This window comes from Rheinheimera sp. NSM, assembly GCF_052380015.1.
Lineage (GTDB): Bacteria > Pseudomonadota > Gammaproteobacteria > Enterobacterales > Alteromonadaceae > Alishewanella.
The window spans coordinates 907,481-923,677 of the sequence record NZ_JBQTCI010000001.1; the positions used below are offsets into that span (position 1 = coordinate 907,481).

General features: G+C 54.2%; 12 protein-coding genes. 11 read left to right on the plus strand and 1 reads right to left on the minus strand.

The window, feature by feature from the left end:
- Positions 1-78 precede the first annotated feature (78 nt).
- From ACTZWV_RS04020 to ACTZWV_RS04070, 11 genes are all read left to right on the plus strand, one after another.
- Positions 79-1,830 carry an IlvD/Edd family dehydratase gene (locus ACTZWV_RS04020; RefSeq protein ID WP_444785300.1) on the plus strand — a complete coding sequence of 584 codons (1,752 nt, stop codon included), beginning with the start codon at positions 79-81 and terminating at the stop codon, positions 1,828-1,830.
- Positions 1,831-1,880: 50 nt separating this feature from the next.
- Positions 1,881-2,663, plus strand: coding sequence for an SDR family NAD(P)-dependent oxidoreductase (locus ACTZWV_RS04025; RefSeq protein WP_444785301.1), 783 nt, complete (start codon positions 1,881-1,883; stop codon positions 2,661-2,663).
- 31 nt (positions 2,664-2,694) lie between these two features.
- Complete coding sequence (locus tag ACTZWV_RS04030; RefSeq protein WP_444785302.1) at positions 2,695-4,299, plus strand: aldehyde dehydrogenase (NADP(+)); 1,605 nt, start codon at positions 2,695-2,697, stop codon at positions 4,297-4,299.
- 11 nt (positions 4,300-4,310) lie between these two features.
- The gene (locus ACTZWV_RS04035; RefSeq protein ID WP_444785303.1) at positions 4,311-5,363 is read left to right on the plus strand and encodes an aldose epimerase family protein; all 1,053 of its coding nucleotides are present in this window, start codon (positions 4,311-4,313) and stop codon (positions 5,361-5,363) included.
- A 117-nt stretch (positions 5,364-5,480) separates the two neighbouring features.
- The gene (locus ACTZWV_RS04040) at positions 5,481-6,458 is read left to right on the plus strand and encodes an ABC transporter substrate-binding protein (protein WP_444785304.1); all 978 of its coding nucleotides are present in this window, start codon (positions 5,481-5,483) and stop codon (positions 6,456-6,458) included.
- A 57-nt stretch (positions 6,459-6,515) separates the two neighbouring features.
- Complete coding sequence (locus ACTZWV_RS04045) at positions 6,516-8,018, plus strand: sugar ABC transporter ATP-binding protein (protein WP_444785305.1); 1,503 nt, start codon at positions 6,516-6,518, stop codon at positions 8,016-8,018.
- Positions 8,019-9,080 (plus strand): ABC transporter permease, encoded by a 1,062-nt coding sequence (locus ACTZWV_RS04050; RefSeq protein WP_444785306.1) that lies wholly within the window; start codon positions 8,019-8,021, stop codon positions 9,078-9,080. It begins immediately after the preceding gene.
- Entirely contained in the window at positions 9,077-10,063 is a 987-nt protein-coding gene (gene yjfF, locus ACTZWV_RS04055) for a galactofuranose ABC transporter, permease protein YjfF (protein WP_444785307.1), read from the plus strand. Before ACTZWV_RS04050 ends, yjfF begins: the two co-directional genes overlap by 4 nt.
- On the plus strand, positions 10,056-11,009 hold the full coding sequence (locus ACTZWV_RS04060) for an SMP-30/gluconolactonase/LRE family protein (protein WP_444785308.1): 954 nt from the start codon (positions 10,056-10,058) through the stop codon (positions 11,007-11,009). Before yjfF ends, ACTZWV_RS04060 begins: the two co-directional genes overlap by 8 nt.
- On the plus strand, positions 11,006-12,046 hold the full coding sequence (locus tag ACTZWV_RS04065; protein WP_444785309.1) for a glycoside hydrolase family 43 protein: 1,041 nt from the start codon (positions 11,006-11,008) through the stop codon (positions 12,044-12,046). The genes ACTZWV_RS04060 and ACTZWV_RS04065 overlap by 4 nt, the downstream gene beginning before the upstream one ends.
- A 215-nt stretch (positions 12,047-12,261) precedes the next feature.
- Entirely contained in the window at positions 12,262-13,800 is a 1,539-nt protein-coding gene (locus ACTZWV_RS04070; RefSeq protein ID WP_444785310.1) for a glycoside hydrolase family 43 protein, read from the plus strand.
- A 53-nt stretch (positions 13,801-13,853) separates the two neighbouring features.
- Here the strand turns inward: ACTZWV_RS04070 and ACTZWV_RS04075 are convergent, their stop codons facing one another.
- Entirely contained in the window at positions 13,854-16,196 is a 2,343-nt protein-coding gene (locus ACTZWV_RS04075; protein ID WP_444785311.1) for a beta-L-arabinofuranosidase domain-containing protein, read from the minus strand.
- Position 16,197 lies beyond the last annotated feature (1 nt).

Here is a 16,197-nt window from a genome sequence, read left to right on the forward strand (position 1 = left end):
AAAATCACTTGTAACCTTTCCAAGGTTTTAGTATTAGTAATACAATAATATTAAATTAAGCTATTGCGAGATGCAACCATGGCAGATAACGACGACAAAAAGAGTGGCAACAACACAGTATTACGTTCAGCAAGCTGGTTCGGTACTAATGACAAAAACGGTTTTATGTACCGCAGCTGGATGAAAAATCAGGGTATTCCGGATCACCACTTTCAGGGCAGGCCGGTTATTGGTGTCTGTAATACCTGGTCAGAGTTAACGCCGTGCAATGCCCATTTTCGGGAAATTGCTGAACGGGTAAAAAATGGTATTCGTGAAGCAGGTGGTATTCCGGTTGAGTTTCCGGTGTTCTCCAACGGCGAGTCGAATTTACGCCCTACTGCTATGCTGACCCGTAACCTGGCGGCGATGGATACTGAAGAGTCTATCCGCGGTAACCCGATAGACGGCGTAGTGCTGTTGGTGGGCTGTGATAAAACCACCCCGGCGCTATTAATGGGTGCTGCCAGCTGCGACTTGCCCACCATAGTGGTGACCGGTGGTCCTATGTTAAATGGTAAACATAAAGGCCAGGATGTTGGCTCCGGTACCCTGGTGTGGCGGATGCACGAGGATTTAAAAGCCGGCAATATCGATATGAACGAGTTTTTAAGTGCTGAAGCCGGCATGTCACGCTCAGCAGGTACCTGTAATACTATGGGCACCGCCTCTACCATGGCCTGTATGGCGGAGTCGCTTGGTACCAGCCTGCCACATAATGCCGCTATTCCGGCGGTGGATTCGCGCCGTTATGTGCTGGCGCATCTGTCCGGCATGCGCATTGTTGAGATGGTGCATGAGGATTTACGTCTGTCGAAAATTCTGACCAAAGAGGCGTTTTTAAATGCTATCCGCACCAATGCTGCGATTGGTGGCTCAACCAATGCCGTGATCCATTTAAAAGCTATCGCCGGGCGGATTGGCGTAGATTTAAGCCTGGACGACTGGGAACATGGCCGCGGTGTGCCGACCATTGTGAATTTACAACCATCCGGCAAATATCTGATGGAAGAATTCTACTACGCCGGTGGCTTACCGGCCGTGCATCGCCGGCTGGGTGAGCTCGGTGTGCTGACAAAAGACGCGCTGACGGTAAACGGCAAAACTATCTGGGACAACGTTAAAGACGCGCAATGCCATAACGATGATGTGATCCGGCCATTGGATAACCCGCTGGTGGCGAACGGTGGCATCTGTATCTTACGCGGTAATCTGGCGCCACGTGGTGCGGTATTAAAGCCCTCTGCCGCCAGCCCGCATCTGATGAAGCACCGTGGTAAAGCGGTAGTATTTGAAAACTTTGATCAGTACAAAGCACGCATTAACGACCCTGAGCTGGATATAGACGAAAACAGCGTGATGGTACTGAAAAACTGTGGCCCGAAAGGCTACCCCGGCATGGCCGAAGTTGGCAATATGGGCCTGCCGCCTAAGGTGCTGAAAAAAGGCATTAAAGATATGGTGCGTATTTCTGATGCGCGGATGAGTGGTACCGCCTTTGGCACAGTAGTGCTGCATGTCACACCCGAAGCGATGGAACTGGGCCCGCTGGCAGCCGTGCAGGAAGGCGATTACATTCAGCTGGATGCCGAAAATGGCCTGTTGCAACTGGAAGTGTCGGATGCTGAACTGGCGGCACGGCTGGAAAAACTAAAATCAACTCAGGTCATTATGCGTACCGGTGGTTATATGGAAATGTATCGCGAGCGTGTACTGCAGGCCGATGAAGGCTGCGACTTTGACTTTCTGGTGGGTTGCCGCGGTGCCGCGGTACCGGCACATTCGCATTAAACATAATAAAAACGGCGCCTGCTACAGCAGGCGGTTAAACAGGGTTAGCTATGAAGTTAAGTAACAATTATCCCAGCTTGCGGGATAAAACGGTATTTATCACCGGTGGCGGTTCCGGTATTGGTGCTTGTCTGGTGGAGGCTTTTTATCGCCAGGGCGCCAAAGTGGCGTTTGTCGATATCCTCGAAGCAGAATCCCGGGCGCTGGTTAGCCGGTTACTGGCAATGCCAGATGATAGCCGCCAGTACGGCGAGTTGCGCTTTTATCCATGTGATCTGACTGATATCAGCCTGCTAAAACAGGTTATCGGCCAGACTGAGCAGGACTTAGGTGCCATTGCGGTGCTGATCAATAACGCCGCCAGTGACACCCGGCATCACTTTTTGGACGTAACCGAGGAGTACTGGGATCAGCGCATGCAAATTAACCTGCGCCATCAGTTTTTCGCCATTCAGGCAGTGTATCCGCAGATGAAAAAACTCGGCGGTGGCTCAGTGATTAACCTTGGCTCGATGAGCTGGTACGAGAGCCAGGGTGGCATGCCGGGCTATACCAGCGCCAAAGCCGCCGTACTGGGTTTAACCCGGGGCCTGGCACGGGATTTAGGCCCGGATAACATCCGCGTTAATACGTTAACGCCGGGTTGGGTAATGACCGAGCGACAGTTAAGCCACTGGGTGACACCGGAAACGGCAAAGGACATTGAAAAAAACCAGTGTCTGAAAGACAGCGTGATGCCGGAAGATGTGGCGGCGATGGCATTGTTTCTCGCCTCTGACGACAGCAAACTTTGTACCGCTCAAAATTTTATTGTAGATGGCGGCTGGATTTAACCAGCTGCGCTAACTTAACAGGACCAAGATTATGCGTATTACCGGCAAACAACTGATTAACGGCCAATGGCTGGCAGGTGAAGCAGGGCAATATCAGGCCGTTAACCCGGCAACCGGCCAGAAAATAGCCCCAACATTAAGCTATGCCAGCAAGGCCCAGGTTGCCGCAGCGGTGGCCGCGGCAGAAGCTGCTGCCCCCATTTTTGCCACTACCAGCGCCGCGCAACGGGCAGAGTTTTTACAGCGCTGCGCCGAGGAAGTGCTGGCGCTGGGCGATGAGCTGATTGAACGGGTGATGCAGGAAACCGGTTATCCGCGGGGCCGGGTGGAAGGCGAGCGCGGTCGTATTTGCCATCAGTTGCGCTTATTTGCCAGCTCCATTCGCACGGGGGATTATCTCGATATCCGCATTGACACGGCTATGCCTGAGCGCCAGCCATTGCCACGGCCCGATATCCGCTTTATTAACCAACCACTGGGGCCGGTAGTGGTATTTGGCGCCAGCAACTTTCCGTTGGCATTCTCGGTCGCCGGTGGCGATACCGCTGCAGCGCTGGCAGCAGGCTGCCCGGTGCTGGTAAAAGGCCATAACTCCCACCCCGGCAGCTGTGAGTTAGTGGCGCAGGCGTTGGATAACGCCGTTAAAGCCTGTGGTTTACCCGCTGGTGTATTCTCGTTATTAATGGGCTCGGGCCGGGAAATCGGCTCTGAGCTGGTAGTAGCACCAGCCGTGAAAGCAGTCGGTTTTACCGGCTCACTGGCCGGAGGTATGGCACTGTTTAAACTGGCCAATAACCGGCCGGAACCGATACCGGTATTCGCCGAAATGGGCAGTGTTAACCCGGTGGTATTTCTGCCGCAGGCGCTACAGCAATCAGGCGCAGCACTGGCTCAGGGCTATGTCGCCTCATTAACCCTGGGCTGTGGTCAGTTTTGTGTTAACCCCGGCGTCGCTGTAGCGCTAGCCGGGCCAGAGCTGGACAGCTTTTTGCAAAGCGCGGCCGAGGCGCTGGCGAAAACGCCGGCTGGGGTGATGCTGAACGACAATATTGCCGATGCCTATAACAAAGGCGTGGCTGAACTGGCGGCGCAGCCTGGCGTTAGCGTTGCCGGCAGCGGCGCAGCCGTTACTGCAGAGCAGGGCTTTTATACTCAGGCACAGTTATTTAAAGTGGCTGCAACCACCTTTCTGGCCAACCCGCATTTACAGGAAGAAGTGTTTGGCCACACCTCGGTGGTAGTGGTCTGTGACGATAACAATCAGTTGCTCCAGGTAGTGAGTAGCCTTAAAGGCCAGCTAACCGGCACTATTCACTGCACTGAGCCGGAATTGGCCGGGCAAAGTAAACTGGTGCAGTTGCTGCGCAGCAAAGTGGGCCGGTTGGTGATTAATAACTTCCCGACGGGAGTGGAAGTATGCGATGCGATGATGCATGGCGGACCTTTCCCGGCAGCGACCGATGCCCGTTTTACCTCGGTAGGGACGGCGTCAATTGCCCGTTTTATCCGGCCAATCTGTTTCCAAAACTACCCACAGGCACTGTTACCGCAAGAGCTGCAAGATGGCAATCCGCTGCAAATCTCGCGGCTGGTCAATGGTGAGCGTACTACTGCTGCGGTAGCGAGCGCCAGCTAATGGCAGCGGTAATGTCAGTCAGCAGCCGTGAGCTGGCGCATCCTGCGTTGGCGCAAACCGTGCAGCTGATCACGCTGGATAATGGCAATGGCTTAACCGCTACGCTGTCGACGCTGGGGGCCGGCATCTGGTCGGTTACCCGGCTTGATGAAAGCGGTACAGCGGCCGAACTGGTGCTGAACTATCAGGATCCGGCGCAGTGGGCCACTAACCGGTATTATTTTGGCGTGAGCATTGGCCGGGTGGCCAACCGCATTGCTGACGCTGCTTTTGTGTTGGATGGTAAACTGGTCAGATTGCGTGCCAACGAGGGCACCAACCAGCTGCATGGCGGGCCGGAAGGGCTTGGCAGTCGTTTTTGGCAATACCGTACTGAGCAACAGGCCGACAGCGTGGCGGTGATATTCAGCTGCCACAGCGCTGCTGGCGATCAGGGCTTTCCCGGCAATGTGGCGCTGGAAGTCTGCTACCGGCTTAACCGCAACAACGAGCTGAGTATCGACTATTACGCCACTACCGATAAGCTTACGCCGTTATCGTTAACTAATCATTGTTACTGGAACCTGGCGGCTACGCCGGGGGCCGATGTGCTGGGGCATACGTTATGGCTTAACGCCGGCCATACCTTGCAGGTTAATGAGCAATTGGTACCCGATGGCAACTTACTAGCGGTAGCAAACACGGCTTTTGATTTTCAGCAGGCCAAAACTATTGGCCGCGATATAGCGCAACTTACTAATGGCTATGATCATTTTTTTGTGTTGAATAACATCAATAAACAGCAGCCACAACTGGCGGCTGTGCTGACCGATCCGGGCTCAGGCCGGGCGATGGACATTCTGACCACCGAGGCCGGTATTCAGTTTTACAGCGGTAATTTTCTTGATGGCAGCCTGAACGGTGCCGATGGGTTGCCGCTTACCAAATTTGCCGGGCTTTGTCTTGAAACCCACGCTTACCCGAATGCCGTTAATCTGCCACAGTTTCCATCGATTTTAATTACACCGGCGCAGCCTTACCGGCAGCGCACTATACATCGTTTTTATACACAGAGGATAAGCTAAACCGCCAAGCGCGAAAGCAACGGGGCACAGACCCCGCTTCGCAACACGATGCACGGCAAACCCGGGCATCGCACAATAAATAATGTAGCCGGGATACCCGGTAAACAGGGGCAAGGTATGAAAATTAAACGTCTGTTAGGCGCCAGCGCTATGTTGGCACTATCTTCTTCATTGACGCTAGCTTCTTCGCTGGCACTATCATCTTCAGTGATGGCCACCACCATCGGCTTTTCGCAGGTGGGGTCAGAAAGTGGCTGGCGCAGCAGCTTCAGTGAGTCAGTTAAGCAAGAAGCCGCCGCGCGCAATATCGATTTAAAATTTGCTGATGCGCAGCAAAAACAGGAAAACCAGATCCGCGCTGTACGTAGTTTTATTGCCCAGCGGGTCGATGCCATTATTATTGCGCCGGTGGTGGAAACCGGCTGGGCGCCGGTGTTGCGCGAGGCCAAACGGGCCCGTATTCCGGTAGTGATTGTCGATCGCAATGTACAGCTGAATGACGACTCGTTATTTTTAACCCGCATCGCTTCCGATTTTACCGAGGAGGGCCGCAAAATCGCCCGTTGGCTGATGCAAAAAACCGACGGCAACTGCACCATTGTCGAACTGCAAGGCACTGTTGGCGCCACGGCTGCCATTGACCGCGCCAAAGGTTTTAACGAAGTGTTGGCACAATACCCCGCGTCGAAAATTATCCGTAGCCAGACCGCTGAATTCACCCGTACCAAAGGTAAAGAAGTGATGGAGAGCTTCCTGAAAGCGGAGCAGGGCGGCCGCAGTATCTGTGCTTTATGGGCACACAACGATGAAATGGCACTGGGGGCAATTCAGGCCATTAAAGAAGCCGGCTTAAAACCGGGCCAGGATATCCTGGTGGTGGCGGTGGATGGCGTGCCGGATTATTTTAAAGCGATGGCGGACGGCGAAGCGAACGCCACGGTAGAGCTGGACCCACACCTGGGCGGCCCGGCCTTTGATGTGATTGCCGCTTACTTAAGTGGCGATAAAGCTATTCCCAAATACATCAATAATACCGGCGAGTTATTCAGCCAGGAGACGGCTGCGGCCGAATACCGGAAGCGTACTAATAAATAACTGACTGGCAGCCAGGGTGGCTGTTGCCCCCGCTGCCGCTAAGGACAGGAGCCATTTATGACCACGCCATCTCTGGTATTAGAGCTGAGACAGGTTTGTAAACATTTCCCCGGCGTTAAAGCGCTGCAAGATGTTGATTTTCGCCTGTTTGCCGGCGAAGTGCATGCTTTGCTGGGTGAAAACGGTGCCGGTAAATCTACCCTGGTTAAGGTAATGACCGGCGCGTTGGTCAAAAGCAGCGGTGAAATTTACTTTAACGGTCAAAACTGCAGCTTTAGCAATCCGGCTGCAGCGCAACAAGCCGGCATCAGTACCGTGTATCAGGAGGTGAATTTACTGCCTAACCTGAGCGTGGCGCAAAACTTGTTCCTCGGTCATGAGCCGAGCCGCTTCGGCTTAATTCAGCATAAAAAAATGCAGCAACAGGCGCAGCAATTATTGCAGCGCTTTTCGCTTAATATCGATGTCAGCGCGGCATTGGCGCAGTACTCTGTCGCCGTGCAGCAGCTGATTGCCATTGCCCGTGGTGTGGCGATGTCGGCCAAAGTACTGGTGCTGGACGAGCCGACCGCCAGCCTGGATAGCGGCGAAGTGCAGATGTTATTCGAGGTAATGCGTCAGCTGCGTCAGCAGGGTGTGGCGATAGTGTTTATTACCCACTTTCTCGATCAGGTGTATCAGATAAGTGATCGGATCACCGTGCTGCGCAACGGCAGTAAAGTAGGCGAATACCTGGCGGCCGACTTACCGCGCAGCCAGCTGATTGAAGCCATGCTGGGCAAAGAGTTGCAGCAACTGACGCAGCAGCCGGCGACAACCAGCGCAGCAGCCGATGTTAAGTCACTATTGGCCCTTAATAACATTGCGGTAACCGGCTCCATCAATGGCATTTCGTTAACGGTAGCACCAGGTCAGGCGGTTGGCCTGGCCGGTTTACTTGGCTCTGGCCGCACCGAAGTGTGCCGCGCAGTGTATGGCGTTGATGTACTCAGCCAGGGCGAGATCCAATTTGCCGGTAAACCCCTGCGCTTGCGCCAGCCCGCCGATGCGATCAAAGCCGGCATTGCGCTGTGTCCGGAAGAGCGTAAAACCGAGGGCATTATCGGCCCCTTATCCATTCGCGAAAACATTATGCTGGCGCTGCAGGCACGCCGTGGCTGGTGGCGCTACTTAGCGCCTAAAAAGCAGCAGCAACTGGCGGCGCTGTATATCGACAAATTGCAGATAGCAACGCCGGATGCCGAGAAACCGATTGAACAACTCAGTGGTGGCAATCAGCAAAAAGTGATCCTGGCGCGCTGGCTGGCCATTGACCCGCAACTGCTTATTCTGGACGAGCCTACCCGCGGTATTGATATCGGTGCCCATGCCGAAATTCTGTTACTGATCAAAAGCCTGTGTCAGCAGGGGATGTCGTTACTGGTCACCTCGTCTGAGCTGGAAGAACTGGTCGCTTTTGCCGGTAAAGTGGTGGTGCTACGCGACCGGCAAAAAGTGGCAGAACTCAGCGGCGATAGCATGACCGCACAACATATTATGCAGGCCATTGCAGAGGGATAAATGAAACAGACTCAAACTTGTGCCGACAACTTGCAACAGGCGCGGCTGGCTCGTTACAGCCCCGGCAGCATTAAAGCGTCGGCGCGTTATTTATGGCCCCTGGCAGCGTTAATCCTGTTATTGGCGGTGAACCTGCTGCTGGATGCCAGCTTTTTCCAACTCAGTGTTCAGGATGGCCGCTTATACGGCTCGTTAATTGATATTTTAAACCGCAGTGCGCCGGTAGCGTTGCTGGCCATTGGCATGAGCCTGGTGATCGCTACCGGCGGCATTGATTTGTCAGTCGGAGCTGTGATGGCTATCGCAGGTAGCATATGCGCGAATTTATTGCTGCAAGCCGATTTGCCGCTGGCACTGGTGATTCTGGCCGGGCTGGCCACCGGTATTGTCGCCGGATTGGTAAATGGCTCTTTGGTCAGTTATCTGAAAATTCAGCCGATTGTAGCTACCTTACTGCTGATGGTGGCCGGGCGCGGTGTTGCCCAGCTGATTAATCAGGGCCAGATTGTAACTTTTCAGCGGCCCGATTTTGCCTGGCTTGGCACCGGCAGCTGGTTAGGGTTACCGCTGCCAATCTGGCTGGTGATCGGCATGTTTGCTGTAAGCCAGCTACTGCTGCGCCGCACTGCACTGGGTTTATTTATTGAGGCGGTAGGCTGCAATGCGACCGCCAGTCGCTATCTGGGTATTAACGATAAGGCCATTAAGTTGTTCGTCTACGCTTTTGCCGGCTTTTGCGCTGCGCTGGCCGGAATGATCAGCACCGCTGATATTCAGGGCTCGGATGCCAATAACGCTGGTTTATGGCTGGAGCTGGATGCCATTCTGGCGGTGGTAATTGGCGGGGCGGCCCTGAGCGGTGGTCGTTTCTCGTTGCTGTTGTCGGTTATTGGTGTGCTGATTATTCAAAGCCTGAGTACCACCATTATTGTCAGCGGTTTACCGCCTAAATTTAACTTACTGATTAAAGCCCTGGTGGTGCTACTGGTGTTGCTGTTGCAATCAGCCACATTCCGCCGCCAGCTAAGCGGCTGGCTGCGGCCAAAAGGAGCTGAACTATGATGGCACTACGCTATTTGCCCCTATGGGTAACAGCGGCACTATTGTGTCTGTTGTTCGGTATTGGCGGCTGGCAGTTTGACGGCTTTGCCTCGCTGGCCGTGGTGACTAATTTGTTCAGCGATAACGCCTTTTTACTGATCGTCGCACTGGGCATGACGCTGGTGATCATCTCCGGTGGCATTGATTTATCGGTCGGTGCAGTGATTGCCCTCAGTGGCGTGGCGGCCAGTTTACTGATCAGCCAGTACCAGTGGCACCCGCTGCTGGCCTTTGCGCTGATCCTGCCATGCGCGGCGTTATTTGGTGCCGGCATGGGCGTATTAATCCACGTTTATAAACTGCAGCCCTTTATTGTTACGTTGGCAGGGATGTTTCTGGCGCGAGGCCTGGCCACCACCCTTAGTGAAGAATCGGTGGCGATTGAGCATAGCTTTTATGATGCAATAGCAGAATTTGGCTTTGCCCTGCCAGGTGGTGGCTGGGTTGGGGCGTCCACCATGATCTTTGTTGTCTTGTTATTGCTGGTGGTGCTGCTGATGCATTACAGCCGTTTTGGTACTTATGTCTATGCGCTGGGCGGTAATAGCCAGTCAGCTGAGCTGATGGGGGTGCCGGTAGCGCGAACCACTATCAGCATCTATGCCCTCAGCAGCATGCTGGCGGCGCTGGCCGGTATTGTTTTTACCTTTTACACTTTCTCGGGCTATGCGCTGGCCGGGGTGGGTATGGAGCTGGATGCCATTGCTGCCGTAGTGATAGGTGGCACCTTGCTAACCGGCGGCAGTGGCTTTGTGATTGGCAGCGTGCTGGGGGTGCTGCTGATGGGGGTGATCCAAACTTATATTATTTTTGATGGCAGCTTAAGCAGTTGGTGGACCAAAATTGTTATTGGCCTGCTGCTGTTCGGCTTTATTGTGCTGCAAAAAGTGTTAAGCCGACGTCCGGCATTAACAACTGCCGCCGGGAGTACCGGCCATGGCTAAACGCGAAAATCTGCAATTATTAGCCAGTATCAGCGTTAAAAACCGCCTGGGCGAAGGTATTTTCTGGCATGCGGCCAGCAGTAGTGTCTGGTGGACTGATATTCACGGCAAAGCTTTGTTTCAATTGCATTGGCCGGAGCAAACCCTGCGCCAATGGCCAGTACCGGAACGGATCAGCTGCTTTAGCTTATTAAACCCTGCTGATCCCATGGCCAGCCGGTACCCCTTACTGGTGGCCTTTGCGCCGGGGTTGGCGCTGTACCATCCTGATAGCGGGGCTACCTTGTGGCTGGCAAAGCCACAGCAGCTCAGCGGCAATCGCTTTAACGATGGCCGGGTCGACCGACAGGGCCGGTTCTGGGCCGGCACCATGGTAGAGCAGCCCGCTGCAGATAACGCTGCCAGCGGCAGTTTGTACCGGCTCGACCAACAGGGTTGTCAACAAATGTTAAGCGGCCTGCGTATCCCGAATGCACTGTGCTGGAACCGCGACAGCAGCCTGATGTACCACGCCGATTCCCCGACGCAGCAGATTAACCGCTACCGCTTTAACCCGGCAAGCGGCGATATTGGCAAAGCCGAACGCTTCGCCACCACACCAGCGGGTACTGAGCCGGATGGTGCCATTATTGATGCCGCTGAGCACTTGCTGTGTGCCTTATGGGGCGGCAGTGCCCTGGCGCGCTATGCGCCGGATGGTAGACTGACGGCGTTGTATTCGTTACCGGTATCACAGCCAACCTGCGTTGCGCTGGGCGGCGCTAAGCTGGATATTTTATTTGTGACCACCGCGACCGAAGGCTTAAGCGCTGAACAGCTTAGCCTGCAACCAGAGGCGGGCAATCTGTTGATTTACCAGTACCCCCACCATGGCTTAACCGAGCCACAACTGGCAGCAATGCCGTGGCAGCAATTGGCAAAACGCTTTGCCGGAGGTGCTAAATGAAGCTTTTACCATTATTAGTAGTATTAACCGGCATAGCAGGGCTAAGCGGCTGCCAGATAGCCCAAACGGAGCCTGCCAGTTTAACTGTGGCGCCGCAGCTGGCAGCAAATAACGAGGTGTCAGCGGCTTTTATTCCGCGCCGGGCCGACCCCTGGGTGTATAAAGCGGATAACGGTTATTACTTTACCTCATCGGTGCCGGAGTTTGATCGCATAGAGCTGCGTTTTAGTCCGGATATCGCCGGCCTGGCGCAGGCAGAGGCGACCACCGTATGGCGCAAAAAAGCCAGTGGGCCGATGAGCGCCAATATCTGGGCGCCGGAGCTGCACCGGATTGACGATGTCTGGTATTTGTATGTTGCTGCCGGCGAGGCGGAGCGACCGTTTCAGATCCGTATGTATGTGCTGGCTAACAGCGCTGCTGATCCAAGGCAGGGGCAGTGGCAGGAGCTGGGCCAGATGCAAAGCGCACTGGACAGTTTTTCACTCGATGCCACGGTGTTTGCCCATCGTGGCCAGCACTATATGGTGTGGGCGCAGCAGGATGCTGAGCGAAGCTACAACAGCGCCTTGCTGCTGGCAAAAATGGCGACGCCCGGCCGGCTGCAAGCACCGGAAGTGATTATCAGCCAGCCGGAATTCGGCTGGGAGCAGCAGGGCTATAAAGTGAATGAAGGCGCAGCGGTGCTGATCCGCCATGGCAAAATCTTTATCGCCTATTCGGCCAGTGCCACCGATCATCGTTATGCCATGGGGCTACTGTGGGCGGACGAAACTGCTGATTTGCTTAAGCCAGAAAGCTGGCACAAAGCGCCAGCGCCGGTATTTCAGACCCGGCCGGAGTTTAACCGCTACGGGCCCGGCCATAACAGTTTTGTGGTCGGCGATAACGGTGAAGATCTGATGTTTTATCATGCCCGCGACACTCAGCAGTTGCAGGGTTCGCCGCTTAGCGACGGCAACCGCCATACCCGTTGGCGGCAGATAGGCTGGTCGAGCGATGGTTTGCCGTTATTTAACGATCATTTACCCGACTAATCCATTGCTGGCAGCACGGTAGCACCAGGCTGTTACGGCGTTTTAGCGGGATTTTTTCGGCAAAATTTAAAAAGTAATATAATAATATTAGTAAGTGAAAGGGTGATTCTGTAGTAAACCAATGCAGCTAAATTACGTTGTTTTCGTCGCATGGTTTTGCCGGTTAACAGCAGCAGAGCTTACCCGCAATAACAACAAACGACAGGGGGGATGATATGAAACAACTTAATACCAATATTTTTTCGCTAAGCCTGCTTACCACGGCGTTGTTGCTGGGGGGCTGCGGGGATGCCAATAATACGCCGCCAGCGGCCGTGGCTTTTCCGCCAGCCTCAAACGTGCCGCCTGTGGTGGTAGCTGGTCCCACTTTTACCGATGTTAGTGTGCATGACCCATCAGTCACCAAAGTCGGCGATACCTATTATGTGTTTGGCTCGCACCTGGCGGCGGCAAAATCGACTGATCTGATGGTGTGGTATCAGGTGGCGGAAGGGGTAAACAGTAATAATCCGTTATTTGATGATGTGCTGGCGGAATTGCAGGAAACCTTTGCCTGGGCGCAAACCGATACCTTATGGGCCACCGATGTGATTCAACTGGCAGATGGCAAGTTCTATATGTACTACAACGCCTGCAAGGGCGACTCGCCCCGTTCGGCGTTGGGTGTGGCGGTGGCCGATAATATTGAAGGGCCTTATGTTAATAAGCAGATTTTGCTGAAATCCGGCATGTGGGACGAAATCAGTGAAGACGGCACGATTTACAACGCCCTTATTCATCCGAATGTCGTCGATCCGCAGGCCTTTTTTGATAAAAACGGCAAGCTGTGGCTGGTATACGGCTCCTATTCCGGTGGCCTGTTTATGCTGGAACTGGATCCGGCCAGCGGTTTAACGCTGCCGGGGCAGGGTTACGGTAAACATCTGATGGGCGGCAACCACAGCCGGATTGAAGGCGCTTATGTGCTGTACAGCCCCGATAGTGATTATTACTACTTGTTCAGCTCGTTTGGCGGCCTGGATGCCAACGGTGCTTACAATATGCGGGTGGCCCGAGCCACCGCACCGGATGGCCCTTATCTGGATGCACTGGGTAATGAGATGACAGCGGTAAAATCAGACCCGGCATTGCCGCTGTTTGATGATGCGTCGATTGCGCCCTTTGCCCAGAAAATTATGGGTAACCATTTGTTTGTCCGTGGCGCCGATGAGCCGGGTGTCGGCCCGGGTCATGGTTATGTATCACCCGGCCATAACTCAGCCTATTATGATGCAGCGACCGGCCAGTATTTTTTGCTGTTCCACACCCGCTTTCCGGATCAGGGCGAGCAACACCGGCTAAGAGTCCATCAGTTTTTTATCAACAAAGATGGCTGGCCGGTCGTGGCCCCGCACCGCTATGCCGCGCTAAATACCTCAGCCACCGAGCTGAGTGCCACTATTAGTGAAGAGGAAGTCGCAGGGCAATATAAGTTTATTAATCACGGTAAGGATATCTCTGCCAGCATCAAACAATCGCAGCTTATCACCCTAAGCGCCGATGGCACGATAAGCAGTGCAGCAAGTGGCAACGATAGTATCAGTGGCAGCTGGCACTTTGGCACTGAGCAGCAGATCACGCTGAACCTGGGTGATGACGGCCAGTATGAGGGCGTATTGTCACGCCAGTGGCACCAAACACCGTCGCAGTTTGTCGTGACCTTTAGTGCCCAGTCGGTGCAGGGTGTCTCGGTATGGGGCAGCAAACTGCCGTAAGTACGCAAAAGCCAGTCCGGTTGCCGGACTGGCTTTTTTTCAGCTGAGTAATATTAATCAATCTGCATTAAACGCACTTCATAAATACCGCCAGCGATGGAACCTGCATTCGCAACAAATTTCAGTTCTATACTATCGCCGGTGTTTAACAGCCGGGTTGGGATCGGGTAATCGACATGGTAAAAGTTATCGCCTTGCTCACCCGTCAGGCTGACATTGGCCAGCAACTGGTTATTTAGCAAAATGTGAAAATGCCGGTTGCTGTCAGCACCAAAATAAGTCAGCCGCAGCTGCAGTGCTTGCTGACCGCCGGTGTTTAGCCGGTAACTAAACCAACCGGCAGCATGGCGCCAGTGCCGGCCAAGATGAACCCCGGCGGAGGTTTTTTCCCCCTGAAACTGATGATCGGCTTCCGGCTGTTGCTCGCCCGGGCGGATCAGATCAATGGTTCGCTGTGCTAACTGGGTCTCCTGCTGCGTTTGCTGGCGCAGGTTTTGCTGTTGCAACTGCCATTGCGGCGCCGTGCTGCGCGGAAAATATAAGGTATAGCGGCTGTCGTGCAACCTGAAAAACGGCACCAGCTCTAACGGGCCCTCAACACCGGCCAGCACTGCTTCGCCGCTGGTAAAGGTTAGCGGCTTGCCGGCCACCGGCTTAATATGGCGGATAAAATCCGGGTTATCGCTGATAAAGGTGGGGGTTTGCTCTATCGGGCATTGTGTGCCACTGGCAATATGGCCCATCCGGCTGCTGTCGGCAATAAAATTAAGCTTATCCTGTAGCTGGCTGCGGGCGGCCAGCACTATAGGGCCGTGCAAAATAGCATAGTGGTCGCTGCCATCCGGCAGTTGCTCCAGCGTGGTTTGCATTGGCAGGGTAATCGCCAGCTTATCGCCTTTACGCCAGTGGCGCTGCAGGCGCAGATAGCCTGGCGTGGTTGCGGTAAATTTCACAGCTTTGCCGTTCAGGGTCAGCTGCAGCTTACCGGCCGCCCACTGTGGATTGCGGATATTCAGGCCGAAGGTACCGCCTTGTTCTATCGTGATCACGCTGCTGTCCGCATCCGGAAAAGCAGTGCTCTGGCGCAGTTTCACTGCCTGTTGACTCCAGTCCAGGCTGGAATCGACAAACAAATTCACATACAACTCTTTGCCCTGATGGGCATAAATCATTTCGCCGTATTTAGCATGGTTTTCAATGCCGGAGCCAACGCAGCACCACATGGTGTGCTCTGGCGACGAATACACCCGGTAGTGGTTGGGCCGCATGGGCGTAAAATACACCAGGCCGCCATGCTCCGGGTGCTGCGACGATAAAATATGGTTATACAGCGCCCGTTCGTAGTATTCCATATAGCGCGGTTCCGGCGTGCGCTGATATAGCAGCTTGGTTAGCTTTAACATATTGTAGGTATTGCAGGTTTCCGGCCCTTCGACATCGCTGAGCATGCTGCTGAAATCGTCTGACGGGTGAAAATGCTCGCGCACACTGTTGCCACCTATGGCAACACTGCGTTTATTTACTACCTGCTGCCAGAACAAATCGGCGGCCTGGTACCAGCTGTCGTTGTTCGTTTGGCCGGCAAGACGCGCCATGCCAATAATTTTCGGGATCTGGGTATTGGCATGCAAACCGTCCAGCGTATCTTGTTGCTGTAACAGCGGCTGCATAATCCGCAGTTCGGAAAAGCGCAGCGCCAGTTGCAGGTATTTTTTATCGCCGCTAAGTGCGGCCACTTTGGCCAGAATATCGTTCATGCCGCCATATTCGGTGACGAGCATTTGCTGCAGTTGCTGATCGCTCAGTTGGCTGGTTAATTTAAGCGCCCAGTTGCTCAGTTGCAGCAACATCTGCTTCGCCTGCTGATTCCCTGCATAGACGTAAGCGTCATGCAGGCCGGCGAAGGTTTTATGCAGGTTGTACCAGGGCACCCATTGCTTATTTAGCACAAATAAATCAGCGTCAATCTGGCCCCGGCTGATTTGCTGCCAGCTGGCTTTGCCACCGGGAATACCGCCCAGGTAGCCATCGCCATGTTGTTGCTGGTAGCGGTGCAGCTCGTTAATCATATAATTCAGTCGCTCGAGCAACTGTAGCTCGCCACTGGCGCTGTACATTAAGGCCAGCGCGCTGAGGTAATGGCCGCCAATATGGCCATCCAACCCGGTACTTTCCCAGTTAGGGTAAGGCTCGGCCACCGGTGCCAGCCCGGCTTCACGCCGGTACGGTGCCAGTAAGCGGTCCGGGTTCATCGCCATCAGGTAGCCGATGTTGGTTTGCTGCGCCTGATAAAAAGGCCCGCTGTGCAGCCGAACCTGATTAAGCGAAAATGTATCAACTGCAGCGCGCACCGGCAGTACCAGCAGTAACATACACAGGCTAAGCAAAGCTTTCATC